The sequence below is a fragment of the Rhizobium sp. BK456 genome (assembly GCF_014194045.1).
GTDB lineage: Bacteria > Pseudomonadota > Alphaproteobacteria > Rhizobiales > Rhizobiaceae > Rhizobium > Rhizobium redzepovicii.
The window spans coordinates 234,799-259,103 of sequence record NZ_JACIAO010000005.1 but is presented as its reverse complement, the minus strand read 5'-3'; the positions used below and the strand labels follow the sequence as shown (position 1 = coordinate 259,103).

Sequence of the window (24,305 nt, the reverse complement as noted above, 5' to 3'; positions counted from 1 at the left end):
GCTATATTGGCCAGCGATGTTCTATCTCCTGTCGACCTACTGGCCGCATATCCTCTTTGTCGTATCGATCGCCATGGGGGCCGCGGCGGCGATCCATGCCGCCATGACCAAGGAGGAGGTGCGTGCGGCGATCGGCTGGGTCGGCGTCATCATCCTGTCTCCGATCATTGGTGCGGTGCTCTATGCGATTGCCGGCATCAACCGCATCCGGCGCAAATCGCTGAGCATCCGACGCGACGCGCTGCTGCCGGCGGCCGAGATCGACGAGCTGGAAACGTTCGACGCCGAGGCCGAGACGGTGATCAGCCAGTTTGGCCGCCGCTTTGCGGCGCTGCAGACGCTCGGCGACCGGGTGACGCGCAATCCGTTGACCTCGGGCAATACGATCGACGTGCTGGAGACCGGCGACGAGGCCTATGCGGCGATGAAATCGAGCATCGACGAGGCGGCGCGCAGCATCCTGCTCGAAACCTATATTTTCGACCGCGACGCGATCGGCCTTCGCATCGCCGATGCGCTGATTGCGGCGGCCAAGCGCGGCGTGGCGGTGCGGGTGCTGATCGACGCGGTCGGCGCGCGTTATTCGGTGCCGAGCATTCTCGGCCATCTCCGGGATGGTGGCGTCACCGTCGCCGTCTTCAACGGCAATGTCATCATGGGCTTGCGGCTGCCCTATGCCAATTTGCGTACCCACCGCAAGATTTTGATCGTCGACGGGAAGATTGCGCTGACGGGCGGCATGAACATCCGCGCCGGTTTCAGCGAGGAGGCGACCGGCGAGAGCTTTGCTCACGACACCCATTTCAGCGTCACCGGCCCTGTTGTCGCCGATCTTTTCGACCTTGCTGCCGAGGATTGGCGCTTCTCCACGCAGGAGCTGTTGAACGGGGAGGCCTGGCGCATCGAACCGCCGCAGCGCAGCCCCGGTGATCCCATCCTGATGCGCATCGTCGCCTCCGGGCCGGACCGCAGCGTCGAGACCAATCACAAGATGCTGATGGGCGCCTTTTCCGTGGCGCGCCAATCGATCCGCATCATGTCGCCCTATTTCCTGCCGGACCGCGAATTGATCAGCGCCCTGGTGACGGCGGCCCGCCGCGGCGTCGAAGTCGATATCGTCGTGCCCGCGGTCAACAATCTCGTGCTGGTCGACCGGGCGATGACGGCGCAATTCGACCAGATCCTCAAGGGGTACTGCCGCATCTGGCGCTCGACCGGCAGCTTCAGCCATTCGAAGCTGCTGACGATCGACGGCACCTGGGCCTATGTCGGCTCTTCCAATCTCGACCCGCGCTCGCTCAGGCTGAATTTCGAGGTCGATCTCGAAGTGCTGAACGAAGGTTTTGCCGGCGAGATCGACGAGCATATCGAGGAAACCCTGAAATCGGCGACGCCGGTGACGCTCGACGGTTTGCGGGCGCGGCCCTTCCCGGTGCGGCTGCTCGAAAAGGTGTTGTGGCTGGGTTCGCCCTATCTCTAATGCATATCGCCCAAAAGTGTGCAGCGGTTTTTGGGAGGACGACATGCAAAAAACAAAAAAATCCGGCGCATTGCATGTCGATGCGACGCGCGTTTTTTTGGCGTTTGACATGGCAAGTTCCGCTTGCCCTCCTATACTGCCGAGAGAAGCCTTTTGATCAACGGAACGATCGCGCCTTCCGATGCACGCCAAGAAAGACAATCTTCCCTCCAGCATTCTCGCCTCGATCCGGAGCAGGAAGAAGCGGCTCGACCCGGCCTATACGGAAACACGGCCGCGCAGCGTGGGAACGCTGATCGCCTCCTACAACGTGCACAAATGCGTCGGCACCGATCGCCGCTTCGATCCGGAGCGCACCAGCCGGGTGATCCATGAAATCGGCGCCGATGTGATCGCGCTGCAGGAGGCCGATACGCGTTTCGGCGAACGCACCGGCATTCTCGATCTCGGCCGGCTGGAGCGCGAGACGGGGCTGATCCCGGTGCCGGTCGCCGGCATGGCCAAGGCGCATGGCTGGCACGGCAATGTCGTGCTCTTCAAGAAGGGGATGGTGCACGACGTGCACCAGGTCAAGCTACCGGGGCTGGAGCCGCGCGGCGCGCTGGTGGCCGAGATCGAGCTGGAGCAGGGCGGCGTGCTGCGCATCATCGCCGCGCATTTCGGCCTGCTGCGCCACAACAGAGCCCAGCAGGCCCGCATGCTGGTCGAACTTATCAACGACAGACGGGAGATGCCGACCATCCTGCTCGGCGATCTCAACGAATGGCGGCTCGGCGACCGCTCCTCGCTCAACACCTTCCAATCCGCCTTCGGCCCGCTGCCCCCCGCCGTCCCCAGCTTCCCCGCCGGCCTGCCGCTCCTCGCCCTCGACCGCATCATCGCCAACCGCAAGGGGATCATTTCGGAGGTGGAGGCGCACGATACGCCGCTTGCCCGCATCGCCTCGGATCATCTGCCGATCAAGGCGCTTGTCGATTTGAAGACGGTCGGCGGCTAGGACTTTTCAATGCCGCGAATCTTGGTGTGCTGGTGAATTATACGAACGCAAGGCTGAAGCTGCAGGCGCTCTCGGCCAACGGCCGTGAACAGACTGTCTCGCCGCAACCCGGCATAGTTGCCATTCCCCTTCACAACCCGCGTCGTTTTTGACGTGGATCAACGACTTCGCCGGAGACCTGGCTTAGCGTCGTCGTGTGTTCATGCGGTATCAACAACTCCGAAGGAGAACCATGATGGCGAACACAGCTTTCCAGAGCCGCTCCGATGCGTCCACTGTGACGCCAGCGCAAGTTTCCGTTCCAGTTCTCGGCGCGACAGTGGCCGTTTTTGCCGCCGTTTCGTTCCTGCTTTGCATGCTTCTTGGCTTCGTCGCGCCCGAATGGGGCCTCCACAAACCATGGCTGCAGTTCTTCCTGGGTCTTACGGGATTCGACGTTAGGAGCTTGGCTTTAGGAACTGTTCAAAGCGTGATCTTCGGCGGCTACACGGGCGCATTGCTCGGGGCTATCTTCAATTTCATCAGCCCGCGTTTTGGCTGAATAGCTACGCCGTCTGGCTGCTCTCGCCCAAGCGATGCCGTTTGTCGATCGAGCAGTGCCCGGCGGCGCGGGCGCGCAGCAGATAAATTCGAATTCGTCCGGCTCCTGCCCAGCCGCCAGGACCTGTGACCAGCCAAAGGAGAAGGCATGTGAGAGTGACTATTATCAACGCTGTCCTCCTGGCCGGGACTATCACCGTGGGTGGGGCAGGCCTGGCGGCTGCTGAGGATCCGCATCATCCGACAGACTCGCAGCAGGCCGCCTCGCCTTCGGAAATGGAGGGAATGATCGGAAGCCAGGGGGCAATGTCCGGCCCTGAGATGATGCCGGGCGGCATGATGGGCGGCATGCCAATGATGGGCATGCGCGGTCCGATGATGAAGATCATGTTCGCAATCGCTGATACCGACGGCGACGGCGCACTTTCCTTCGAAGAGGTGACGGCGATCCACAAACGGATCTTCGGCAGCGTGGACGCCAATAAGGCCGGAAAGGTCACGACCGAGGAGATGCAGGCGTTCTGGCGGCCTTAATCAACCCTGCGGATCTGCGGCGGAGGTCCGTGAATGCTCGCGGGGCTTCACAGGATATGATACGATCCAGGCGCATTGACCGCGGGAGGGGTAAATGCGCCGAGTCCTTCTGACTTTGATCCTTTGCTCGCAGTCCGCATCGCTGTCAGCGGCGTCAGAGCTTTCAGTTTTCCATACAGCCTCGTTCGGCAGTAGCCGGTCGGTGAGCCTCAGCCTGGCGGAGGGCAGGCCCGCCCGCAATCCGGCCTTCGATTTCGACGTCGTCATCATGCTTTCGGAATCCGATGGTGGCGGGACGGTGCTCTATCGCGACAGAGGAAGACACGAGGTAAGTGTCCGCTGCGGTTCGCCCGCCATGGTGCGGATCAACTCCGCCGACTACGCGGTCGACCTGTCGGCGCGGATGGGGGCCGACTGGAAGCACGATCTCTGGGCAGCACTCTGCAACGCTCCGGTTTCCTGAGCGGCAGCATGACATGGGTCTATCGATCGAGGCCTCAGCCCTTCGGAGGGCGGACCTCTGTGAATGGCGGCGAGCATCCTTCCGTCAGGGAACGCAGGGGCGGCGGCGGCCATTGCGATGAAGCTTCTCGCATAGTCTCCACTCCTCGATGTGCTGCCGCCCGGCTCGATCCGGGCGGCAGCCGCTCACTATTTTACGTCGGTGACGGTCAGCTTGCCATTCACGCGTTCGGCGATGAACTCGATGCTTGAACCTTCCTTCAGCTTTTCGAGCAGAGCCGGGTCTTCGACCCGGAAGACCATCGTCATTGCAGGCATGTCGAGATTCTTCAGCTCTTCATGCTTGATGGTCACTTTCTGCGCCTTGGCGTCGACCTTGTTGACGACGCCCTTCGTAAATTCCTCAGCGAACGCACCGAAGGCTGCGGTACCTGAGAGCAGGGCGGCCAGCCCGATTTTGATCATTGCGGATTTCATCTTCATGGCTCCTGCTATTGAGGGTACTTCCCAGCGACGGTGACGTCGCCGTGCATGCCGGCCTCATAATGGCCGGGGATCAGGCAAGCGAATTTGAACGCGCCGTCGGAGGTGAACTTCCAGACGATTTCGCCGGATTGACCGGCCGGGAGGCGAATGGAATTGGCGTCGGCATGTTCCATTTCGGGGAACTTCTCCATGACCTTCTTGTGCTCCAGGATCTTGTCTTCCTGATCGAGCACGAACTCGTGGTCGACCGTCCCGGCGTTCTTGATCGCGATCTTGACCGTCTGGCCCTTGCGGACGGAGAAGACCGCCGGGGTGAACAGCATCTTGCCGTCGTCGGTTTCCGTCATCGTGACGCGGATCGTCTGCGTCGCCTTGGCCTTGTCGCCAGGCTCGCCGACGGCCATTTTCTCACCATGGCCGCCGGCGTGATTGCCGGAGGCGAAAGCCGAGCTTGCCAAGGCGGCGAACGCCAACGCCATTACAAAGTTCTTCATGCATATATCCTTTCTGGACGTGGGGGATTGAGCCTCAGCCCTTTGTCGGCTGCGGTGTGATTTGTGTCTTCGCGTCTTTGGCCTTGGTCGCGTCCGGCAGTTCGGCGGTCCACTCCCAGGCCTGCGTTCCAGGCGGGTTTTCGTACCAGCCCGGATCGGCGTAGTCGTCCGCAGAAATGCCCTCGCGGACCTTCACCACCGAGAACATGCCGCCCATCTCGATGGGTCCGTGCGGCCCCCAGCCTGTCATCATGGGAACGGTGTTTTCGGGGATGGGCATTTCCATCTCGCCCATGTCGGCCATCCCTTTGGTGCCCATGGGCATGTATTCCGGCTGTAGCTTCCTGATCTTCTCGGCTACCTTCGACTTATCGGCGCCGATGAAGGTCGGGATATCGTGCCCCATCGCGTTCATCGTATGATGCGACTTGTGGCAATGGATCGCCCAGTCCCCGAGGTATTTGGCATCGAACTCATAGGCGCGCATCGCCCCGACCGGGATGTCGATGCTGACCTCCGGCCAGCGAGCCTCCGGACGCACCCAGCCGCCATCCGTGCAGGTTACCTCAAAGTCGTAACCATGCATGTGGATGGGATGGTTGGTCATCGTCAGGTTGCCGACGCGCACACGCACCCTGTCATTCTTCGAGACGACCAGCGGGCTGATGTCGGGAAACACCCGGCTGTTCCAGCACCACATGTTGAAGTCGGTCATCTCCATGATGCGTGGCACATAGGAGCCGGGATCGATGTCATAGGCGTTGAGCAGGAAGACGAAGTCGCGGTCGACGCGCATGACCTTCGGATCTTTCGGATGGACGACGAAGAAGCCCATCATGCCCATCGCCATTTGCACCATCTCGTCGGAATGCGGGTGGTACATGAAGGTGCCGGATTTCACGAGGTCGAACTCGTAGACGTAAGTCTTGCCGACGGGGATGTGCGGCTGCGTCAGTCCGCCGACGCCGTCCATTCCCGATGGCAGGATCATTCCATGCCAATGGATGGTGGTGTGTTCCGGCAGCTTGTTGGTAACGAAGATGCGTACGCGGTCGCCTTCGACCGCTTCGATCGTCGGTCCGGGTGACTGGCCGTTGTAACCCCACAGGTACGCGGTCATGCCATCGGCCATCTCACGCTCCACCGGTTCGGCGACAAGGTGGAATTCCTTGACGCCGTTGTTCAGACGGTGTGGCAGGGTCCAGCCGTTGAGGGTGACGACCGGCTGATAGTCGGGGCCTGAGGTCGGGTGGAGCGGCGGCTGCATGTCCGCCGATTCCATTGTCGGAGCGTCGGGGAGGCCCATGGCTGAGGTCTTGGTCCAGGCGCCAGCCGCCAGCAGGGCCGCGCTTGCTCCGAACAGTTGTCTTCTGTTGAACATGGTTGGATCCTTTTTCAATGGCCGCCGCCACCGCTGCTTTCGGAAGCAGCGGCGACCTCGGTTCCTGCCGACGCGTTCGTCCCGCCGCCGTAGATCGCCGGCGCGAGGCTGGCTTCGGCCAGCCAGAAGTCGCGTTTCGCATTGACGGAGAGCAGGATGGAGTTGATCTTGTCGCGCGTGTCGGTGAGCAGTTCGAAGGTGTTGGTGATCATGCCGTTGTAGGACAGCAGGGATTCCTCCACGACCTTGCTGCGCAGCGGCACGACATTGTTGCGGTAGTGTCGCGCGATGTCGTAGTTCGATCGGTACGCCTCGTAGGCGGAGCGTGCCTCCGAGCGGACGTTGACGGCTTTCTCCGCGAGCTGGTTCGCCGCCCGCATATAAGCCAGCTCAGCCTTGCGCATCCGGGCCTTTCCGGTGTCGAAGATCGGAATGGCGAACTCAAGCTCGACCTGGGCCGTCGTCCTCGTCTTCTTCTCGTCATCCTCGATTTCCCGTTCCGTTTCAAAGCCGGTCAGAATCTCGAGGTCGGTGACATAGCGTGTCGCCTCGGTCAGCCCGTAGGACTTGGCGGTGGCCTCGAGTTCGAGTCTTGCGACATGAAGGTCTATGCGGTTTTGGAGCGCCTCGGCCTCGATGGTGTCTCGTCTGGCGACGGTCTTGGGTAGCGCCGCAAGGCTGTTGGGTATCTGATAGTCGAGGTCGGTGCCCCACAGGCCCATGAGCCGCGTCAGTTCCTCCTTGGCAAGGCGTGCCGCCAGACGGGCCTTTGCCGTCTCTCCGGCAAGTTCGGCGACGAACACATGCTCGCGGGCCTGGGCGCCCTTGTTCATCGCGCCAGTTTCGCCCAGCTTCTCCGCCAGTTCGGAAGCGGCGTCCGCCGTCGCCTGGGCCCGCTGGAGCTGCCCGGCATTCTCCCAGGCCGCCACTGCTCCGATCCAGGCACGGCGGGTGTCGGCGGCAAGCTGAAGCGTCTTTACGGCTGCGGTCAGTTGCGCCTGCCGGAAGCGGGTGTCAACGATTGCCACGTCCCGGTTCCTGGTCGCGAGCGCCAGGATATTCGTCGTGATCATCCCTTCGATGGTCCTGAACGCCTCCACCTCCGGCGTGCCCATTCCCGTTGTGCCAATGGAGACGGTCGGGTTGACGAGCATTGTCGACTGCCAGGCGTCGGCGGCGCTGTCACCGAGATCGGCATAGGCGGCCTGGAGGCCCTTGTTGTTGAGCAGGGCGATCTGAACGGCAGTCTCGACATCAAGGGTCTTCTTTCGGGCGAGCAGGCTTCTGACCTGAGCGGAGACCGATCGGGCCTGGTTCTGGTTCTGTATCCAGACCGTCTGCTTCGTTGTCACGATCGCCGTCTGGTCGGCAACGGAAGCAAAGCCCGCTTGCTTGCTTGAATATTCGGCGCCCGTGACGCAGCCGCTCAAGATCAGCGGGAATGCCAGAATCGTGGCGAATCTTCTGAGGTCGATCATGAGGCGTCTCCCTTCTGAGGAGACTGGAGATCGTTCTGTCTGCGCCACGGCTTGGGATCGACCGGCTGCCTAGTGACATAGCCCGAAACTGGTGACCGGTAGGTGACCGGGCGCGCGGACGGCTCTTCGACCGCGGCGGAAGACGCCACCACGTCGGGAGGAAGCGTGGATGCGCAGCCGCCGACGACAAGCGGCAGCCCCACCACGAAAAGCGAGGGTTTCATTATGAAATTCCGAAAAAGAGATAGCCTACGGTGCTCTTGCCCGGATGCGGGCAGGCGACCGACTGGACCCGCTCAAGCGGGTGTATCCCTCATCAGATATTCGGTGGGCGATCCAGGAGCGGCAATTCCCCCAGCACGTGCTCGTCGTCGCTAAACTGCCGGATCGAGGCGACGACCGGGCCGCCTAAGCTTTGGCCCCCGCACAGAAGCACGAAGCCGCCGCAAAAATCCTTGCAGCATTCCTGTTTGGCGATTTTGGAAGGACCATCCTTGTCGGTCGCATCGCCATGCCCGTGCTTGTGGCTTGAGACGCCGGCCATGTCGTGGCCGCCGTGGGCCGCGGCACTCGATACGGTCTTTTCGACTTGCAGGGCAGGGCCATGCATGGCGGCGTCGACGCTGGAAATGCTGTACCCAGCCAGCGATATGATGATCGCCAGCCGCACCAGGAGGAGAAGTCTGCTCAGTGCGATTCGGTACATATGACCCATAGTGTGTCGATTACATCGAACGCCGTCCATTATCAATTGCGACGAAGGACTGGCAGAGATTCCCGCCAATTCTGTGGCGCCAGCGCATCATGCGCCGGCAGCCGGACACTCGGTGGATCTCAGTCTACAGCTTTTCGGAGGTTGGATTGCGGCGGGGAAAGATCATGCGATCAAGCGTCTCGTCCCTGATGACAAGTGTATGCCACGCCGCGGCGCCGAAGTGGAGAGCGACGATCGCCAGGATGATGTTCGCCAGGGCGACATGGTAGGCCGCGGTTCCGAACCAGAGATAGCTGGTGACGAAACCCAAGCCGGCTTGCATCAGAATTGCCACGTACAGAGCGTGGTGAAAGCCGGCCGCGGCCTTCTGCCACCACGAGGCCGGCGATTGCGGCGCCGGCGGGGTCTTGATGCGCAGAAGCAACCGGACGCCCATCAGAACTCCAATCAGCATGCCGGCGTAATTGTGGACGTTGTGCTGAAAGAGATCGAACGACGAAGGTGTGACGCCCATATGGGCGGCATGATGTGTGCGTTCGATGCTGCCGCCTGTGAGGTACTGGATCGGAAGAAGCAGAGCGATCAGCCAATGAAGGCCTATCTGCGCCGTCGAATAGCTGCCTTTCATCATCCCCTCCGGATCTCCCCGCAAACTATCCTGCCGCAGTTAATGCTTCGTGCGCTGCCAGCCGTAAGACCGAGGCCCGCCGCGTGCAGGGGCATTACGCCCTCTTTTCGCTCGACTTCGCTGCGACAGGATCGGAGGATCGCTCAGCTCGCCGGACTTGGTGCGATCGGCTGGTCAATCACATGCGAGGTTCTCGATGATTTCAGGAGTGGCCCCCATTTTCGGCGCCATCGTCGCCGTGTCTACGCTGGTTCCACCGGCGAGGGCGGATATTATCAGCGACCGACAGGCCGACATGAAGGCCATGGCAGCGGCGGCGAAAGCCATAGCCGAGATGTTCCGAAACCCCGACACTTACTCATCGAAGCAATTCGCGGCCGCCGCCGGTGCCATTGCCGAGAGGTCGGGCGAGATCCTTGCTGGACATTTCACCGATGGCGTCGAGGATGCAAGGTCGGAGGCGAAGCCTGACATCATCGAGGAGCGCGACCGCTTCGACCGCCTCGCGGAGGATCTTCGGGTCTATGCGCGCGCACTTGATGCGCAGGCGCAGGCCAATCCCGGGGCGATGACCGACCGCATGCGGATGCGGCCAGGAGAGCCGATGGGCGGCGGACCGCTCGGAACCCAAGTCACCAACGCGGCGAGCCTTTCGTCGCTTCCCGCCGAACACATTTTCCATTTGATGCTGCAGACCTGCACGACCTGCCATGCTCGGTTCAGGATGGAGCGCTGACGTCAGGTTTCCGTGCATGCGGCGGCACCACTCATTCGCCAGTGGTCCAAGGTCGAACGTCCCGCTCATCTCCAGCGAAACAGACCCGTGAGGCGGTCAAACCGCTTGGTCCACGTCATCGGATCGGTGATTTCAGGCGTAGACGGCCGAATCAGTCGCTCAAGACGGGGCAACAAAAACGCGGCCCATTCGTCGAGATCGCTTTTGCTGAAGTAGGGCAGCCAGACGTCGGAGGGACCATCCCACTGTCTTGGATTTGCCTTCGCCAGATCACCGAGTTTTAACAGGAGAGGTCCGCCGTCTCCGACGACCTCTATGTCCGGATCGGGATCAGGCCGGGGACGGCGGGCGATAATGTGCTCTTCCAAAGCCTTGCCAATGGCCCGGTCAGCCTCGTTCAAGTGGCGCAATATCCTTGTGTCGCCAGCGGCGCCGGAACCTTCGGAAACATTGAGTGTAAATTTGCCGCCGATCAGGCTGTTCGACGATTGGGATATCTGAAGCCAGAAAACCCTTTTTCCACGGGCAAAGCTGCATTTGCCCGTTTGCGATTCCCAGCCGAGCTCCTGAAATTTGGAAGCCAGCAGTAAGCGCATATGTCGATGAAAACCTGCACTTTTCACATAGTCGCGCATGCTTCACAGCCTATACTTTGGGCCACAACCCTTTGAAGCGGTCATGGCAAGCTTGGAGGCACAATCCCTGGCGTGATGCTACCCAAGTCATCAGGGCTTTTGCTTCCCGCAACATACACTTCACCCGTCTATCCCATCAACTCGGCAAGGCGGATGACGTGGAGGCGGCAGAGCGAAGATGAGGGCACCGTGGGTTACACTTCGATGAAAGCGCCACTGGTAAAGCCATCGGTGCTGTCGTTCGAGGGCTCAGGCGGTCGAGTTATTAGACGAGTTTCAAGTTGACGATCATCGTTGCCGCCGACTGCTGCTGTCATGCTATTTGGCCGACGCTTTTGCTGTATCAAACATTGCCGTCACCTTGTCACCCTTCGACATCTTCTTTATCTCGTTGTTATAAATGTCGCCGTTGTATTGATCGTCCCCGGAAACGTTTTTGGTCCATTTCTGTTTACCCACACGCCACCACGCTTTGCACGGTTGGTAAACATATACGACATCGCCGGCCTTGTTCTTCCAGTCGGATTTGAAGCAAAACATATTGCCCGTTACGGTCCACGTGCCGTCCGCATAACCGTATTCTCCCTTTTTCTTTCCAACCTTAACGCCTTTCAACGTCCCATCCGCTGACCAGGTGTAGTATACCAACCCGTCTCCGACATCATATTTGACCGAATTGCCGACGTAGAGATCTTTGACTTCCTGCTCGGACAATTCAACGGCGCCTTTCGGCAACTTACCTTCATCTTTGGCGAACGATATCGATGGGCCAATAACCGTCACAGAAATAACTGCGAGCACTGACAGCTTATTCATGGCTGGTTCCTCCATTTTGACGATGTGACGGAACACCTTTTCGGAATGTTCGCCAATTCGCCTGATCTAGCTAAGGGCGTTAGCCCTACCGTTACGTCACTTGACAAGCCACCACCACTTTATCCCAAACATCGCTTGACGGATTTCGCTCTTTGATAAATGCTAAGATGTCAGACCAATTTGACGAACTGACTGCCTGACAAGAAAAATGGGGAACCATGAAGGCAAAGCTTAGCGACAGGCCGGTGATCCGGCCGCTTCCCGCCATGGACCGCGCGCGTCAGGTGACGGATGCGCTGGCGGATTATGTCGAGGATGCACGGCTGCAGGCCGGTGATCGGCTGCCGGCGGAGCGCGAGCTGATGGCGGCCCTTGCCGTCGGGCGTTCGACCATTCGCGAGGCAATCCGCCATTTCCAGGCGCTCGGGGTGATCGAGACGCGCAAGGGCAGCGGCACCTATCTGTTGAAGCCGGTGTCCCGGGCGACGATCCATATGCCGCTGTCCTTCGATGCGGTGCATCTTCGCGATGCGCTGCTGCAGACGCTGGAGGTTCGCCGCGGCATCGAGTGCGAGGCGGGCATGGTCGCAGCTAGGCGGCGGACTGCGAAGGATCTTGTCGTCATCGAGGAAAAGCTCAACGAGATGGAGCGGGTGCATCTGGAGAAGGGCACCTCGGGGCCGGAGGATCTGGCTTTCCATCTCGCCGTTTACGACGCCACCCACAATCCGCTGTTTCGCCAGCTTCTCGAGCAGATGCGCGAGACATTCGAGCGCTTCTGGGAACATCCGTTCGACCGGCAGGATTTCGCCCGCCGGTCCTTTCCCTTCCACCGCACCCTTTTCAACGCGATCGCGGCCGGGGATGCCGAGGCGGCGCGCGCGGAAACATTGAAGATCCTCGACATCGTCGAGGAAGACATCAAGGAAATGTCCAAATGAGCAGCGGCGAAGACCCGTTCGATCTTGCCTCCATCATCACCGCCCACGACGACGGCAATTTCGCCGACGCCGTCGTGCCGCCGATCTTCCAGACCTCGCTTTTCACCTTTTCCGATTATGACGAGATGATCACCGTCTATCGTGGCGAGAAGGTACGGCCGACCTATACGCGCGGGCTGAACCCGACGGTGCGCGCCTTCGAGGAGATGCTGGCCAAGCTCGAAGGTGCCGAGGATGCGCTGGGTTTTGCCAGCGGCATGGCGGCGATCTCCTCATCCGTGCTGAGCTTCGTCGAGCCGGGCGACCGCATCGTTGCCGTCAAACACGTCTATCCCGATGCCTTCCGCCTGTTCGGCACCATCCTGAAACGGATGAAGATCGAAGTGACCTATGTCGACGGGCGCGACGAGGAGGCGGTCGCCAAGGCACTGCCCGGCGCCAAGCTCCTCTACCTGGAAAGCCCGACGAGCTGGGTGATGGAGGCGCATGATGTCGGCGCGCTCGCAGCGCTGGCCAAGCGCCACGGCGTCGTCTCGATGATCGACAACAGCTGGGCAAGCCCGTTCTTCCAGCGGCCGCTGACGCTCGGCGTCGACCTCGTCATCCATTCAGCCTCGAAATATCTCGGCGGCCACAGCGATGTGGTGGCGGGCATCGTTGCCGGCTCGAAGGAAATGATCGCCCGCATCAAGGCCGAGGCCTATCCCTATCTCGGCGGCAAGCTTTCGCCCTTCGATGCCTGGCTGTTGATCCGCGGCCTGCGCACGCTGCCGCTGCGCATGCGGGCGCATGAGGCATCGGCGCTCGAGATCGCCAGGCGCCTGCAGAAGCTCGAAGTGGTCGAGACGGTCTGCCATCCCGGCCTCGCCAACCGACTGCCGGCCGGGCTCAACGGCACCTCGGGCCTGTTTTCCTTCATCTTCCGCGACGGCGTCGATATCCGCGCCTTCGCCGACCACCTCAAGCTCTTCAAATTGGGTGTAAGCTGGGGCGGTCATGAAAGCCTGATCGTACCGGGCGAGGTGGTGCTGCAGCAGAAGGCACAGCCGAATTCCGCGCAAACCTTTGGCATCCATGCGCGATCCGTACGCCTCCATGTCGGCCTCGAAGGAACCGAGGCGCTGTGGAGAGACATCGAGGAGGCGCTCGCCGCCGCCTCGCAATCCTGAAACCCAAGAACCTAAAAGGGGGAACTGAGCATGAAAAAACTAATAATCTCGACGCTCTTTGCTTCGATGATGGCGGGTACGGCCTTTGCCGATACGACGCTGAAGCTTGTCGAAGTCATCACCAGCCCGGAGCGCACCGAAACGCTGAAATCGATCGTCGGCAAATTCGAGGCCGCCAATCCCGGCACCAAGGTCGACATCATCTCGCTGCCGTGGAACGAAGCCTTCCAGAAGTTCGCGACCATGGTATCGGCCGGCGACGTGCCCGATGTGATGGAGATGCCCGATACCTGGCTGTCGCTCTATGCCAATAACGGCATGCTCGAAAGCCTCGAGCCCTATCTCGCAAAGTGGGAGCACACCAAGGAGCTGACGCCGCGCGCGCTCGAACTTGGCCGCGACGTGAAGAACACCGCCTATATGCTGCCCTACGGCTTCTATTTGAGGGCGATGTTCTACAATAAGAAGCTGCTTTCGGAAGCTGGCGTCGCAGCGCCGCCGAAGACGCTGGAAGAGTTCACCGCCGCTTCGGAAAAGATCTCCAAACTGCAGGGTAAATACGGCTACTGCATGCGCGGCGGCGCGGGCGGGCTCAACGGCTGGATGATTTTTGCCGCCTCGATGGCCGGGTCGAACAAGTACTTCAACGAAGACGGTACCTCGACGATGAACAGCCCGGGCTGGGCCAAGGGCATCGAATGGATGGTCGATCTCTATAAGAAGGGCTATGCGCCGAAGGACAGCGTCAACTGGGGCTTCAACGAAGTCGTCGCCGGCTTCTATTCCGGCACCTGTGCTTTCCTCGACCAGGATCCGGATGCGCTGATCGCCATTGCCGAACGGATGAAAAAGGAAGATTTCGGCGTCATGCCGCTGCCGAAAGGCCCGGATGGCAAGTCCTTCCCGACGATCGGCTATGGCGGCTGGTCGATGTTTGCGACCAGCGGCAACAAGGATCTCTCCTGGAAGCTGATTGCCACCCTCGAAGGGCCGGAAGGCAATATCGAGTGGAACAAGCGCATCGGCGCTCTGCCGGCCTATACGGCCGCCGAGAAGGACCCCTTCTATGCCGGTGACCAGTTCAAGGGCTGGTTCGAGGAACTGGCGGACCCGAACACGGTGCCGACCGTGATGCCGACCTACCTCGAGGAGTTCGCCTTCTTCAAGGATTCGCTGGCTATCAAGACCTCGCAGCAGGCGCTGCTCGGCGATATCTCGGCGAAGGATCTGGCCGACCAGTGGGCGGACTATCTGACCAAGGCGCAGCAGAAGTTCCTGAGCAAGAAGTAAGGGGTGATGGGGGCTTCGAGCCAGAAGCCCCCTCATCCGCCTTACGTCGAGCCGCCGGTCTCGACCCGTCCTTCGGACCCCCGCTGGGGAGAAGAGACTCGTGGCGGCGCCTCATTCCCCTTCTCCCCAGCGGGGAGAAGGTGGCCCGAAGGGTCGGATGAGGGGGCTCCGGTCTCTCCATTCAGAAACATCACCAATTCCCAACCGGGTAAGACGATGGAAACTGCAATCTGATGACCATTTCCGCCGATACGCTCGACATGCGTCGTGACCGCAGGCCATGGCTGCGTCGTCTTGCCGATGCTTCGCAGCCTTATCTCTACAGCGCGCCGTCGCTGGTCCTGATCATTGCGGTGATGCTGGTGCCGCTGACATTGGGCGTTTCCTACGCCTTTCGCGATATCCAGCTGCTCAATCCGTTTTCCGGCGGCTTCATCGGGCTCGATCATTTCCGTGAGCTTGCGGGCGATCCGGCCTTTTACGGAGCGCTGAGGAATACGCTCTGGTGGACCGGCGCCTCCGTCGTCCTGCAGTTTACCTTCGGGCTTATCCTGGCGCTTCTGCTCGACAAGCCCTTCCCGGGCAGGGCGATTGCGCAGGCGCTGGTCTTCCTGCCCTGGGCCGTGCCGTCCTTTCTTGCCGGCCTCAACTGGGCCTGGCTGTTCAATCCGGTCATCGGGCCGATCCCGCATTGGCTCTTCGGGCTCGGCCTGATGCATGAGCCGGGCAATATCCTTTCCGATCCCAATTATGCGATGTGGGGGCCGATCGTCGCCAATGTCTGGTGGGGCATTCCGTTCTTCGCGATCACGCTGCTGGCCGCCCTTCAGGCGATCCCGCGCGATCTCTACGAGGCGGCGTCGATCGACGGCGCCGGATGGTTCCAGCGCTTCCGCTCGATCACCCTGCCGTTTCTGGCGCCGACCATCGCCATCACCGTGCTCTTGCGCACCGTCTGGATCTCAAATTTCGCCGATCTGATCGTCGTCATGACCAATGGCGGGCCGGCCGACCGCACCCAGATCGTCGCAAGCTACATCTTCACCACGGCGTTCAAGCGGCTCGATTTCGGTTATGCCTCGGCGATCGCGCTGGTGCTGCTCGTGCTGCTGCTTGCCTATTCGATGCTGATCATCCTGCTACGGCAGACGCTGCTGAACAAGGATTGAGCCGATGAGACGATCCGCCATCCCCACCATCGCGCACCGCCTGGCAATCCTCTGCTATATCGCCTTCGCGCTCTTCCCGCTGTTCTGGCTGCTCAAGGTCTCGGTGACGCCGAACGACCTGCTCTATAGCGAAGGCGTGCGCATGTGGCCGTCGCGCACGACATGGGATCACTATGCCTTCGTGCTGCAGCACAGCGCCTTTCCGACTTTCTTCAAGAACAGCCTGATCGTCTCGGCCTCGACGGCGGTGACCGTGACGGTCTGCGCCTCGCTTTCCGGCTACGCATTGTCGCGTTTCAATTTCCGGGCGAAATACTGGATCGTCGCGCTGATGCTGCTGACCCAGATGTTCCCGCTCGTCATGCTGGTGGCGCCGATCTTCAAGATCCTGTCGCCCTTGCACCTGACCAACAGCCTGACGGGGCTCGTCATCGTCTACACCGCCTTCAACGTGCCTTTCGCCACCTTTCTGATGCAGTCCTTCTTCGACGGTATCCCCAAGGATTTGGAAGAGGCAGCGATGATCGACGGTGCGACGCAGTTCACGGCTTTTCGCCAGATCATCCTGCCGCTGACGCTGCCCGGCATCGCTGCCACACTCGGCTTCGTCTTCACCGCCGCCTGGAGCGAACTGCTCTTTGCGCTGATGCTGATCAACGGCAACGACGCGGCGACCTTCCCGGTCGGGCTTCTCACCTTCGTTTCGAAATTCTCGGTGGATTTCGGGCAGATGATGGCGGCGGGCGTCATGGCGCTCATTCCGGCCGGCCTCTTCTTCCTGCTCATCCAGCGTTATCTCGTCCAGGGCCTGACGGCCGGCGCGGTCAAGGGTTAAACAAATGGCATCGATCGAGATCCAGAATATCCGCAAAGCCTATGGCCATGTGCAGGTGCTGCACGGTGTCGACCTCGAGATCAAGGACGGCGAATTCGTCGTGCTCGTCGGCCCCTCCGGCTGCGGCAAGTCCACGCTGCTGCGGATGATCGCCGGACTGGAGGACGTCACATCAGGCGAGATCCGCATTGCCGGCGCCCGGGTGAACGAGCGGCATCCCAAGGACCGCGACATCGCCATGGTGTTCCAGTCCTATGCGCTTTACCCGCATATGAACGTTGCCGGCAATATGAGCTACAGCCTGAAACTGCGGAAGACGGCGAAGGAGAAGATCGCCAGTGCCGTCTCCGCGGCCGCCTCCAAGCTCGGTCTCGATCCGCTGCTTGAACGTCGGCCGAAGGCGCTCTCCGGCGGCCAGCGCCAGCGCGTCGCCATGGGCCGCGCCATCGTGCGCCAGCCTAAGGCCTTCCTGTTCGACGAGCCGCTGTCCAATCTCGATGCGCGCCTGCGCGAACAGATGCGTGCCGAAATCAAGAAGCTGCACGGCGACCTGAAGGCGACCTCGATCTACGTGACCCATGACCAGATCGAGGCAATGACGCTGGCGGACCGGATCGTCGCCATGCACGGCGGCGTGGTGCAGCAGGTCGGCAGTCCGCTCGAACTCTACGATCACCCCGCCAATCTGTTCGTCGCGGGCTTCATCGGCTCGCCGGGGATGAATTTTCTCGATGCGAGCTATGTCGACGGCGGCGTCAAGCTGCAGGACGGAACGATCGTTCCGCTGGCAAAGCCGCTGCCCCTTGAAGATGGTGCCAAGGTTACGCTCGGCATTCGGCCGGAGCATGTGCTGATGACGAATGACGGGGCGGGCCTTGCCACCGATGTCGAACTCGTCGAACCCACCGGCTTCGGCATCATCCTGCATCTTGCCCTGCACGGCCTGCCGTTCAAGATCTTCACGCTCGATCGCGAAGCGCTGAAGGCAGGCCCGAAGGTCAATGTGGCTTTCCCGGCGCAGTACCTGCATGTGTTCGACGACGAGGGGCTACGCGTCGATTGATCAGGTCAATCCTCACGCATTGCGAGCGGAAAAACCTTTTGCCGCATCGTCCGTGAGGATTATATCAACCAGGTGATTTGCTGGATTGGATGCCATGACCGACACTGTTCTCGACCGCTTTCTCCGTTATGTCGTTATCGACACGCAATCCGATCCTGCCTCGTCGACGCAGCCGACCACCGAAAAGCAGAAGGATCTCGGCCGGGTGCTGGTCGATGAACTGCTGAAGATTGGGCTGGCCGACGCGCATCTCGATGAACACGGTTATGTCTATGCGACCATTCCTGGAAATAGCGACAAGGCGGTGCCGGTCATCTGCTTCTGCTCGCATATGGATACCGCGCCCGATTTCAGCGGCACGGGTGTCAAGCCGCAGATCATCCGCAACTATGCCGGCGGGGACATCGAACTTGCCGGCGATTCGAGCCGGGTGATCCGCGTTTCCGAGCATCCCGAGCTGAATAACCAGATCGGCAACGATATCGTCACCACCGATGGCACGACCCTGCTCGGCGCCGACGACAAGGCGGGGCTGGCGGAAATCGTGACTGCCGCGCAGTTCCTGATCGACAATCCCGAGATCCGCCACGGGACGATCAAGATCCTGTTCACGCCCGACGAGGAAGTCGGTCGCGGCGTCAACAAGGTTGACCTGAGGAAACTCGGTGCCGACTTCGCCTATACCATGGACGGCGAGACGGCCGGCCATATCGAGGACGAGACTTTCTCGGCCGATGGCGTCGAGATCGCTATTTCAGGCGTGGCTATTCATCCGGGCTTTGCCAAGGACCGCATGGAAAACGCCATCAAGATTGCCGGCGCCATCATCGACCGGCTGCCGAAGGAGATGGCGCCGGAGACCACCGAGAGCAAGCAGGGATTCATCCATCCCACCGGCGTGACCGGCTCGATGGAAAAGGCCTCGCTCAGCCTCATCATCCGCGACTTCACCGACAAGGGACTGGTGGAAAAGGAAACGATGCTCGAAGCCATCGTCAAGGAGGTCATGGCGGGCTATCCCGGCTCGACCTATCATTTTCAGGTCAAGGAACAGTATCGCAACATGAAGGTGGTGCTCGACCGGCACCCGGAGATCGTCGACAACGCCATCGAAGCCGTGCGCCGTGCCGGCATGACGCCGGTGCGCGGCAGCATCCGCGGCGGCACGGACGGCTCACGCCTTTCCTTCATGGGACTGCCATGCCCGAACATCTTCGCCGGCGGCCATGCCTTCCACTCGCCGCTCGAGTGGGTCAGCCGGCAGGATATGGAAAAGGCAGTTAAGACGATCGTGGAACTCGCCAAGGTGTGGGAAGACCGCGCGTGAGCGCCCTGCAATTTAACCCACAACCGGAAGAACGACGGGCTTAGCCGCCGTTCGCCGCGACGCTGCCGCGCAGCATGACGCTGTCATAGGCGGGGCGGGGGATGGGGATCGCGATCCGCATTCCCGGGTCCGGTTCGATCGAGGTTTCCGGCGCGGTCACCGGCGCCGTGATCTGCATCGGCATGGGATTTGCGATGGGCGCCATATGGGCGGCCGTGGGCGCCGCATTGATCGGGGACATCGTGCTCGCCGTCGGCATCGGATCCGGCGCCGGAAGCGGAACCGGAACGGCCGAGGGGATCAAAGCCTCGAACTGCGGCGGCAGCATGCTTTCTCCCGGCACATAGTTCATCGCCACCTCATAGGCGGGCAGCGGCGGCGGCGTTTGCAGCATGCCATCGGCGCCGCGCTTCTCGTAGAAGGCGTTGCCGCCGGCGACCGCCACATAATGCATGTTGTTGTAAGGGAATTTCAGCCCGTCGGTGTGGAAGAACATCGCATCCTTGACCGCGGGATGACGGGCGCCTTTGAGGATCGCATCGGCGGCGGTCGCCAGCTCGGTTTCGGCCTGCGGCTTGACTTCGCGCGTCATCACGCCCGGCGCAAACTGCTTTTCCTGGGCGACGACGCCGCAGATCGACGGCGGATAGGCGCCTGACGTCAGCCGGTTCATGACCACGGTTCCGACAGCCATATAGCCGTCCTCATCGGAGTGCTGCGATTCGAAATACATCGCACGCTGCAGGCAGTCGCGGTCCTTGTTCGTGTAGTTGAAGGTAACTTTCGCCGGTTGCTTTGTCTTCGCCGCCGTTGCCGCCGGTTTCGGTGTCGTCGTGCAGCCTGTAGCCGCCAGCCCTACGAACAAAATCCCGATCAGGGATATTCCAAAGGAAATCTCCGCCCTCAACGCAAGGTGCCTCCTGTGGGATTAGTCCTACTTATTAACGTGAAAATCTTTTACTCGTCATGTGACAAAAATACAAACAACCATAGATCACAAAAAACCAAAGGGCCTCTCGCCAAATGAGAGTCCTGCAAGGAGTCGGGCCGTGACAACACCCCCTCAGCTGCGGAACAGCTTCCAGCGGGTCGGCTTGAAGGCCACGCGGTGGCGGTCGAGCCTGTCGGCCTCGCTCGGCGGCAGCTCGATCTCGATATGCGGGCGGTCATTGCCGATATCCAGTTCGATGTGGCGGGTGCCGGCGACGCGGCGGCTGGAAACCGGCTGGCCGGCGATGCAGTTTTCCGCTGATTCGCAGAGCCGCACGTCATGCGGGCGGAAATAGAGCTGCGCCGTGCCGTCCGGCTCGCCCTCGGCATTGAGGCCGAGCGACCGGCCTTCGAAGCGAATATCGCCATCTGAGATTTCCACCTGCAGGCAGTTCGACTGGCCGATGAAGCCAAAGACGAAGGGCGAGTTCGGATTGTCGTAAACCTCATCCGGCGTGCCGACCTGCTCGATCGCACCCTGGCTCATGACGACGACGCGATCGGCAAGCTCCAGCGCCTCATCCTGGTCATGGGTGACGAAGACGGTGGTGTGGCCGGTGCGGTCGTGGATCTCGCGCAGCCATTTGCGCAGGTCCTTGCGCACCTGGGCGTCGAGCGCCCCGAAGGGCTCGTCGAGCAGCAGCACGTTCGGCTCGACGGCCATCGCGCGGGCGAGCGCCACACGCTGGCGCTGGCCGCCGGAAAGCTGCGCCGGGTAGCGTTTTTCAAGACCGGAGAGCTGCACGAGCTCGAGCAGTTCCAGCGCTCGCTTGCGGATATCAGCCTTGGCCGGCCGCCGCGCGCTGTTTCTGACTCTCAAGCCGAAGGAGACGTTGTCGAGCACCGTCATGTAGCGGAACAGGGCATAATGCTGGAAGACGAAGCCGATATTGCGCTGCTGCACTGATTTCTTCGAGGCATCTTCGTCGCCGAAGAAGATCTGCCCCTCCGTCGGACTTTCGAGGCCGGCGATCAGGCGCAGCAACGTCGTCTTGCCGGAGCCCGACGGGCCGAGCAGGGCGATCAGCTCGCCGGAGCGGATGCCGAGCGAGACATCGTGCAGCGCCGGAAAACGATCGAATTCCTTGCGGATGTTTTGAACGCGTACTTCCATTCCCAATCCTTCAGTGCCGCCGGCTGGCGGAGATTTCAGCGCTATAGCGCATTTCCAGCAGCGTCTTCAAAACAAGAGTGACGAGCGCCAGCAAGGCCAAGAGCGTGGCGACGGCAAAAGCGCCGGTGAAATTATACTCGTTATAGAGGATCTCCACCTGCAGCGGCATGGTGTTCGTCTGGCCGCGGATGTGGCCCGACACCACCGAAACGGCGCCGAATTCGCCCATGGCGCGGGCGTTGCAGAGCAGCACCCCGTAGAGCAGGCCCCATTTGATGTTCGGCAGCGTCACGTGCCAGAAGGTCTGCCAGCCGCTGGCGCCAAGCGAAAGGGCAGCCTCTTCGTCGGCGGTTCCCTGTTCCTGCATCAGCGGGATCAGCTCGCGGGCGACGAAGGGAAAGGTGACGAACATGGTGGCGAGGATCAGGCCCGGCACCGCAAACAGGATCTTGATGTCGTGGGCGCTGAGCCATTGGCCGAGCCAAGTATTGGCGCCGAATAACAGCACGAAGACTAGGCCCGATATGACGGGAGAAACCGAGAAGGGCAGGTCGATCAGCGTCGTCAGGAAAGCCTTGCCCTTGAACTCGAACTTGGCGATCGCCCAGGCGGCGGCAACCCCGAAGATGAGGTTAAGGGGAACGCTGACCCCGGCAACGATCAGCGTCAGGCGGATCGCCGAGAAGGTTTCGGCATCACCGAGCGCCTCGATGAAGGGGCCGGCACCCTTGCGGAAGGCCTCGACGAAGACGGCGGCCAGCGGCAGCAGCAGGATCAGCAGCAGGAAGACCAGTGAGACGATGATCAGCGTGAAGCGCGCGATGCGGTTTTCGGTGGTGACCGAACGCAGTTTCACGGGTTGAGCGGTTGTATCAAGCGCCATAGCCGTACCTCCGCCTGCTCCAGCTCTGGATGAGGTTGATGACGAGCAGCATGGCGAACGAGATGATCAGCATGATCGCCGCGATGCCGGTCGCCGCTGCATAATTATACTCTTCCAGCTTGATGATGATCAAAAGCGGCGCGATCTCCGATTTGAACGGCAGGTTGCCGGCGATGAAGATGACCGAGCCGTATTCGCCAACGCCGCGGGCAAAGGCGAGCGCAAAGCCGGTGAGCACGGCGGGCGCCAGCCCCGGCAGCAGCACACGGAAAATCGTCTGGAAGCGGTTGGCGCCGAGCGTTGCTGCGGCCTCTTCCACTTCCTTGTCGATTTCTTCCATCACCGGCTGCACGGTGCGCACCACGAAGGGCAGGCCGACGAAGATCAGCGCGACGACGATGCCGGCCGGCGTGAAGGCGATCTTGATGCCGAGCGGCGTTAGGAACTGGCCGATCCAGCCGTTCGGCGCATAGAGCGTCGTCAGCGCGATGCCGGCAACGGCGGTCGGCAGCGCGAACGGCAGATCGACCATGGCGTCGATGATGCGCTTGCCGGGAAAGCGGTAGCGCACCAGCACCCAGGCAAGCAGGATGCCGAAGACGGCATTGACGATCGCGGCGATGAAGGCGCTGCCGAAGCTGATGCGCAGCGCGTTCAGCGTGCGCGGATCGAGCGCGATCGACCAGAATTTCTCCCAGCCGAGCGCGCTCGAGCGGACGGCAAGGCCCGAGAGCGGGATGAGAATCAGAAGGGTGAGCCAGGTCAAGGTAAAGCCGAGCGCCATTCCGAAACCCGGAATGACGCTCGGCCGTCTGAACCGCCACCGCGTGGGGCTATGTGCTTTCATGAAGTCTATTATTGGGCCGGCTTGTAGATCTGGTCAAATACCCCGCCGTCGCCGAAGAATTTCGGCTGCGCTTCTTTCCAGCCGCCGAAGTCTTCGATGGTCGCGAGCGTCAGCTTCGGGAAGCGGGCGATATCGGCGGGATCGGCAGCTTCCGGCTTGATCGGCCGGTAATAATGCTTGGCGGCGATCTTCTGGCCTTCGTCAGAATAGAGGTAACTGAGATAGGCTTCGGCGACCTTGCGCGTGCCCTTCTTGTCGACATTGCCGTCGACGACGGCGACCGGCGGGTCGGCGCGGATGGAGAAGGTTGGCGTCACGATCTCGAACTGGTCTGGACCGAGTTCTTCGAGCGAGAGATAGGCTTCGTTTTCCCAGGCAAGCAGCACGTCGCCGAGGCCGCGCTGGACGAAGGTGGTCGTGGCGCCGCGCGCGCCGGTATCGAGAACCGGTACATGCTGCAGGAGCTTGGCGACATAATCCTGCGCCTTGGCTTCGTCGCCGCCATTCGCCTGCTTGGCCCATGCCCAAGCGGCGAGGAAGTTCCAGCGGGCGCCGCCCGAGGTCTTCGGGTTCGGTGTGATCACCTGCACGTCGTCCTTGACCAGGTCGCCCCAATCCTTGATGCCTTTCGGGTTGCCCTTGCGGACGAGGAAGACGATCGTCGATGTATAAGGCGTCGAATTGTTGGGGAATTTCGTCTTCCAGTCGGCCGGGATCTTGCCGGTGGCCTTGGCGATGGCGTCGATATCGCCTTCGAGGGCAAGCGTCACGACATCGGCGTCGAGACCGTCGATGACCGAGCGGGCCTGGGCGCCGGAACCGCCATGCGAGGCCTGGATCGTCACGGCTTCACCGTTGTCCTTTTTCCACTTCGCAGAAAATGCGGCGTTGAAATCCTTGTACAATTCGCGCGTCGGATCATAGGAAACGTTAAGCAACGTCTGATCCGCGAAAGCCGGAGCGATGCTCCCGATCGCGAAGCTGCCTGCCATGACCGCGGCTGCGATGAGCCGGGTGAGCCGTTGTGTCTGCATGGGAACCCTCCTGTTATCTGTCTTAACTCTATCAAGTCAGTCGTATAATGAAACGAAGGTTCTTCCGGCACGGGCCCTGCTGGTAGAATGTCATTCCATTTAAGGGGTGATTTTGAAATGGACGTGCCGAAGTTGGCCGCGGCCAATTTATGGCCGCCCGCCGTCACTCGAGCGACCGTGCTTTTTCGGCCACAGTTCTTCCACGAAAGCGCCATGGTGGCGCTGATTTTTGCCCAGATTTTGCCGCGATGACACTTGCGG

General features: G+C 61.1%; 28 protein-coding genes. 14 read left to right on the top strand and 14 right to left on the bottom strand.

The annotated features are described in order from the left end of the window. Positions 1 to 16: 16 nt before the first annotated feature. The 5 genes from FHX03_RS16635 (at position 17) to FHX03_RS16615 (ending at position 4,014) form a co-directional block, all read left to right on the top strand. A complete protein-coding gene (locus tag FHX03_RS16635) occupies positions 17 to 1,480 on the top strand; it encodes a phospholipase D-like domain-containing protein (protein WP_183854804.1) in 1,464 nt (487 codons plus the stop codon). A gap of 181 nt (positions 1,481 to 1,661) precedes the next feature. Then, positions 1,662 to 2,477 carry an endonuclease/exonuclease/phosphatase family protein gene (locus tag FHX03_RS16630; protein WP_183777982.1) on the top strand — a complete coding sequence of 272 codons (816 nt, stop codon included), beginning with the start codon at positions 1,662 to 1,664 and terminating at the stop codon, positions 2,475 to 2,477. Between the two features lie 235 nt (positions 2,478 to 2,712). Then, positions 2,713 to 3,018: a hypothetical protein gene (locus FHX03_RS16625; RefSeq protein WP_183854618.1), complete on the top strand. Its 306-nt coding sequence runs from the start codon at positions 2,713 to 2,715 to the stop codon at positions 3,016 to 3,018. A 149-nt stretch (positions 3,019 to 3,167) separates the two neighbouring features. Then, positions 3,168 to 3,551, top strand: coding sequence for an EF-hand domain-containing protein (locus FHX03_RS16620; RefSeq protein ID WP_183854616.1), 384 nt, complete (start codon positions 3,168 to 3,170; stop codon positions 3,549 to 3,551). 94 nt (positions 3,552 to 3,645) lie between these two features. Beyond that, positions 3,646 to 4,014: a hypothetical protein gene (locus tag FHX03_RS16615; protein ID WP_183777987.1), complete on the top strand. Its 369-nt coding sequence runs from the start codon at positions 3,646 to 3,648 to the stop codon at positions 4,012 to 4,014. Positions 4,015 to 4,202: 188 nt separating this feature from the next. Here the strand turns inward: FHX03_RS16615 and FHX03_RS16610 are convergent, their stop codons facing one another. The 7 genes from FHX03_RS16610 to FHX03_RS16580 all read right to left on the bottom strand — a co-directional run bounded on the left by FHX03_RS16610 (position 4,203) and on the right by FHX03_RS16580 (position 9,195). Continuing rightward, complete coding sequence (locus FHX03_RS16610; RefSeq protein ID WP_183854614.1) at positions 4,203 to 4,490, bottom strand: copper-binding protein; 288 nt, start codon at positions 4,488 to 4,490, stop codon at positions 4,203 to 4,205. Between the two features lie 14 nt (positions 4,491 to 4,504). Further along, a complete protein-coding gene (locus FHX03_RS16605; protein ID WP_183854612.1) occupies positions 4,505 to 4,993 on the bottom strand; it encodes a plastocyanin/azurin family copper-binding protein in 489 nt (162 codons plus the stop codon). 34 nt (positions 4,994 to 5,027) lie between these two features. Further along, positions 5,028 to 6,374, bottom strand: coding sequence for a multicopper oxidase family protein (locus FHX03_RS16600; RefSeq protein ID WP_183854610.1), 1,347 nt, complete (start codon positions 6,372 to 6,374; stop codon positions 5,028 to 5,030). Positions 6,375 to 6,388: 14 nt separating this feature from the next. Continuing rightward, entirely contained in the window at positions 6,389 to 7,852 is a 1,464-nt protein-coding gene (locus tag FHX03_RS16595) for a TolC family protein (protein ID WP_183854608.1), read from the bottom strand. Then, positions 7,849 to 8,076 carry a hypothetical protein gene (locus FHX03_RS16590; RefSeq protein WP_183777998.1) on the bottom strand — a complete coding sequence of 76 codons (228 nt, stop codon included), beginning with the start codon at positions 8,074 to 8,076 and terminating at the stop codon, positions 7,849 to 7,851. Before FHX03_RS16590 ends, FHX03_RS16595 begins: the two co-directional genes overlap by 4 nt. 92 nt (positions 8,077 to 8,168) lie before the next feature. Next, positions 8,169 to 8,567, bottom strand: coding sequence for a hypothetical protein (locus FHX03_RS16585; RefSeq protein WP_183778316.1), 399 nt, complete (start codon positions 8,565 to 8,567; stop codon positions 8,169 to 8,171). A 124-nt stretch (positions 8,568 to 8,691) separates the two neighbouring features. After that, the gene (locus FHX03_RS16580) at positions 8,692 to 9,195 is read right to left on the bottom strand and encodes a cytochrome b (protein ID WP_183778000.1); all 504 of its coding nucleotides are present in this window, start codon (positions 9,193 to 9,195) and stop codon (positions 8,692 to 8,694) included. A gap of 196 nt (positions 9,196 to 9,391) precedes the next feature. Between FHX03_RS16580 and FHX03_RS16575 the strand changes: the two genes are divergently transcribed. Continuing rightward, positions 9,392 to 9,931, top strand: coding sequence for a cytochrome c (locus FHX03_RS16575; protein WP_183778002.1), 540 nt, complete (start codon positions 9,392 to 9,394; stop codon positions 9,929 to 9,931). 65 nt (positions 9,932 to 9,996) lie between these two features. Here the strand turns inward: FHX03_RS16575 and FHX03_RS16570 are convergent, their stop codons facing one another. Together FHX03_RS16570 and FHX03_RS16565 are read right to left on the bottom strand one after the other, a co-directional pair. After that, positions 9,997 to 10,566 (bottom strand): hypothetical protein, encoded by a 570-nt coding sequence (locus tag FHX03_RS16570; RefSeq protein WP_183778004.1) that lies wholly within the window; start codon positions 10,564 to 10,566, stop codon positions 9,997 to 9,999. A gap of 318 nt (positions 10,567 to 10,884) precedes the next feature. After that, complete coding sequence (locus FHX03_RS16565; RefSeq protein WP_183854606.1) at positions 10,885 to 11,382, bottom strand: DUF995 domain-containing protein; 498 nt, start codon at positions 11,380 to 11,382, stop codon at positions 10,885 to 10,887. Between the two features lie 218 nt (positions 11,383 to 11,600). Between FHX03_RS16565 and FHX03_RS16560 the strand changes: the two genes are divergently transcribed. The 7 genes from FHX03_RS16560 to pepT all read left to right on the top strand — a co-directional run bounded on the left by FHX03_RS16560 (position 11,601) and on the right by pepT (position 19,176). Then, a complete protein-coding gene (locus FHX03_RS16560) occupies positions 11,601 to 12,323 on the top strand; it encodes a FadR/GntR family transcriptional regulator (RefSeq protein ID WP_049732927.1) in 723 nt (240 codons plus the stop codon). Beyond that, on the top strand, positions 12,320 to 13,492 hold the full coding sequence (locus FHX03_RS16555; protein WP_183778008.1) for a PLP-dependent transferase: 1,173 nt from the start codon (positions 12,320 to 12,322) through the stop codon (positions 13,490 to 13,492). The genes FHX03_RS16560 and FHX03_RS16555 overlap by 4 nt, the downstream gene beginning before the upstream one ends. A gap of 30 nt (positions 13,493 to 13,522) precedes the next feature. Continuing rightward, positions 13,523 to 14,782 (top strand): ABC transporter substrate-binding protein, encoded by a 1,260-nt coding sequence (locus FHX03_RS16550; RefSeq protein WP_012555219.1) that lies wholly within the window; start codon positions 13,523 to 13,525, stop codon positions 14,780 to 14,782. Between the two features lie 233 nt (positions 14,783 to 15,015). Further along, on the top strand, positions 15,016 to 15,951 hold the full coding sequence (locus tag FHX03_RS16545; protein ID WP_183778009.1) for a carbohydrate ABC transporter permease: 936 nt from the start codon (positions 15,016 to 15,018) through the stop codon (positions 15,949 to 15,951). Positions 15,952 to 15,955: 4 nt separating this feature from the next. Next, complete coding sequence (locus FHX03_RS16540; protein ID WP_097625486.1) at positions 15,956 to 16,786, top strand: carbohydrate ABC transporter permease; 831 nt, start codon at positions 15,956 to 15,958, stop codon at positions 16,784 to 16,786. A gap of 4 nt (positions 16,787 to 16,790) precedes the next feature. After that, entirely contained in the window at positions 16,791 to 17,849 is a 1,059-nt protein-coding gene (locus FHX03_RS16535) for an ABC transporter ATP-binding protein (RefSeq protein ID WP_183778011.1), read from the top strand. Between the two features lie 94 nt (positions 17,850 to 17,943). Continuing rightward, positions 17,944 to 19,176, top strand: a complete 1,233-nt coding sequence (gene pepT, locus FHX03_RS16530; protein WP_183854604.1) for a peptidase T — start codon at positions 17,944 to 17,946, stop codon at positions 19,174 to 19,176. Between the two features lie 40 nt (positions 19,177 to 19,216). Here pepT and FHX03_RS16525 read toward each other — a convergent pair whose 3' ends face one another. The 5 genes from FHX03_RS16525 to FHX03_RS16505 form a co-directional block, all read right to left on the bottom strand. Next, on the bottom strand, positions 19,217 to 20,083 hold the full coding sequence (locus tag FHX03_RS16525; protein ID WP_183778015.1) for a cell wall hydrolase: 867 nt from the start codon (positions 20,081 to 20,083) through the stop codon (positions 19,217 to 19,219). Positions 20,084 to 20,239: 156 nt separating this feature from the next. Continuing rightward, positions 20,240 to 21,280, bottom strand: coding sequence for a sulfate/molybdate ABC transporter ATP-binding protein (locus tag FHX03_RS16520; protein ID WP_183778017.1), 1,041 nt, complete (start codon positions 21,278 to 21,280; stop codon positions 20,240 to 20,242). Between the two features lie 10 nt (positions 21,281 to 21,290). Further along, positions 21,291 to 22,163, bottom strand: coding sequence for a sulfate ABC transporter permease subunit CysW (gene cysW / locus FHX03_RS16515; RefSeq protein WP_097625483.1), 873 nt, complete (start codon positions 22,161 to 22,163; stop codon positions 21,291 to 21,293). After that, complete coding sequence (cysT, locus tag FHX03_RS16510; protein WP_097625482.1) at positions 22,153 to 23,010, bottom strand: sulfate ABC transporter permease subunit CysT; 858 nt, start codon at positions 23,008 to 23,010, stop codon at positions 22,153 to 22,155. Before cysT ends, cysW begins: the two co-directional genes overlap by 11 nt. A gap of 8 nt (positions 23,011 to 23,018) precedes the next feature. Further along, on the bottom strand, positions 23,019 to 24,044 hold the full coding sequence (locus FHX03_RS16505) for a sulfate ABC transporter substrate-binding protein (protein WP_183854602.1): 1,026 nt from the start codon (positions 24,042 to 24,044) through the stop codon (positions 23,019 to 23,021). 117 nt (positions 24,045 to 24,161) lie between these two features. Between FHX03_RS16505 and FHX03_RS34930 the strand changes: the two genes are divergently transcribed. Beyond that, positions 24,162 to 24,296: a hypothetical protein gene (locus FHX03_RS34930; RefSeq protein ID WP_281413127.1), complete on the top strand. Its 135-nt coding sequence runs from the start codon at positions 24,162 to 24,164 to the stop codon at positions 24,294 to 24,296. Positions 24,297 to 24,305: the final 9 nt, after the last annotated feature.

Coding starts and splice junctions, on each gene's coding strand:
- FHX03_RS16635 (WP_183854804.1), top strand. CDS start 17: ATGTTCTATCTCCTGTCGACCTACTGGCCGCATATCCTCTTTGTCGTA.
- FHX03_RS16630 (WP_183777982.1), top strand. CDS start 1,662: ATGCACGCCAAGAAAGACAATCTTCCCTCCAGCATTCTCGCCTCGATC.
- FHX03_RS16625 (WP_183854618.1), top strand. CDS start 2,713: ATGGCGAACACAGCTTTCCAGAGCCGCTCCGATGCGTCCACTGTGACG.
- FHX03_RS16615 (WP_183777987.1), top strand. CDS start 3,646: ATGCGCCGAGTCCTTCTGACTTTGATCCTTTGCTCGCAGTCCGCATCG.
- FHX03_RS16610 (WP_183854614.1), bottom strand. CDS start 4,490: ATGAAATCCGCAATGATCAAAATCGGGCTGGCCGCCCTGCTCTCAGGT.
- FHX03_RS16605 (WP_183854612.1), bottom strand. CDS start 4,993: ATGAAGAACTTTGTAATGGCGTTGGCGTTCGCCGCCTTGGCAAGCTCG.
- FHX03_RS16600 (WP_183854610.1), bottom strand. CDS start 6,374: ATGTTCAACAGAAGACAACTGTTCGGAGCAAGCGCGGCCCTGCTGGCG.
- FHX03_RS16595 (WP_183854608.1), bottom strand. CDS start 7,852: ATGATCGACCTCAGAAGATTCGCCACGATTCTGGCATTCCCGCTGATC.
- FHX03_RS16590 (WP_183777998.1), bottom strand. CDS start 8,076: ATGAAACCCTCGCTTTTCGTGGTGGGGCTGCCGCTTGTCGTCGGCGGC.
- FHX03_RS16585 (WP_183778316.1), bottom strand. CDS start 8,567: ATGGGTCATATGTACCGAATCGCACTGAGCAGACTTCTCCTCCTGGTG.
- FHX03_RS16580 (WP_183778000.1), bottom strand. CDS start 9,195: ATGAAAGGCAGCTATTCGACGGCGCAGATAGGCCTTCATTGGCTGATC.
- FHX03_RS16575 (WP_183778002.1), top strand. CDS start 9,392: ATGATTTCAGGAGTGGCCCCCATTTTCGGCGCCATCGTCGCCGTGTCT.
- FHX03_RS16570 (WP_183778004.1), bottom strand. CDS start 10,566: ATGCGCGACTATGTGAAAAGTGCAGGTTTTCATCGACATATGCGCTTA.
- FHX03_RS16565 (WP_183854606.1), bottom strand. CDS start 11,382: ATGAATAAGCTGTCAGTGCTCGCAGTTATTTCTGTGACGGTTATTGGC.
- FHX03_RS16560 (WP_049732927.1), top strand. CDS start 11,601: ATGAAGGCAAAGCTTAGCGACAGGCCGGTGATCCGGCCGCTTCCCGCC.
- FHX03_RS16555 (WP_183778008.1), top strand. CDS start 12,320: ATGAGCAGCGGCGAAGACCCGTTCGATCTTGCCTCCATCATCACCGCC.
- FHX03_RS16550 (WP_012555219.1), top strand. CDS start 13,523: ATGAAAAAACTAATAATCTCGACGCTCTTTGCTTCGATGATGGCGGGT.
- FHX03_RS16545 (WP_183778009.1), top strand. CDS start 15,016: ATGACCATTTCCGCCGATACGCTCGACATGCGTCGTGACCGCAGGCCA.
- FHX03_RS16540 (WP_097625486.1), top strand. CDS start 15,956: ATGAGACGATCCGCCATCCCCACCATCGCGCACCGCCTGGCAATCCTC.
- FHX03_RS16535 (WP_183778011.1), top strand. CDS start 16,791: ATGGCATCGATCGAGATCCAGAATATCCGCAAAGCCTATGGCCATGTG.
- pepT (WP_183854604.1), top strand. CDS start 17,944: ATGACCGACACTGTTCTCGACCGCTTTCTCCGTTATGTCGTTATCGAC.
- FHX03_RS16520 (WP_183778017.1), bottom strand. CDS start 21,280: ATGGAAGTACGCGTTCAAAACATCCGCAAGGAATTCGATCGTTTTCCG.
- cysW (WP_097625483.1), bottom strand. CDS start 22,163: ATGGCGCTTGATACAACCGCTCAACCCGTGAAACTGCGTTCGGTCACC.
- cysT (WP_097625482.1), bottom strand. CDS start 23,010: ATGAAAGCACATAGCCCCACGCGGTGGCGGTTCAGACGGCCGAGCGTC.
- FHX03_RS16505 (WP_183854602.1), bottom strand. CDS start 24,044: ATGCAGACACAACGGCTCACCCGGCTCATCGCAGCCGCGGTCATGGCA.
- FHX03_RS34930 (WP_281413127.1), top strand. CDS start 24,162: ATGGACGTGCCGAAGTTGGCCGCGGCCAATTTATGGCCGCCCGCCGTC.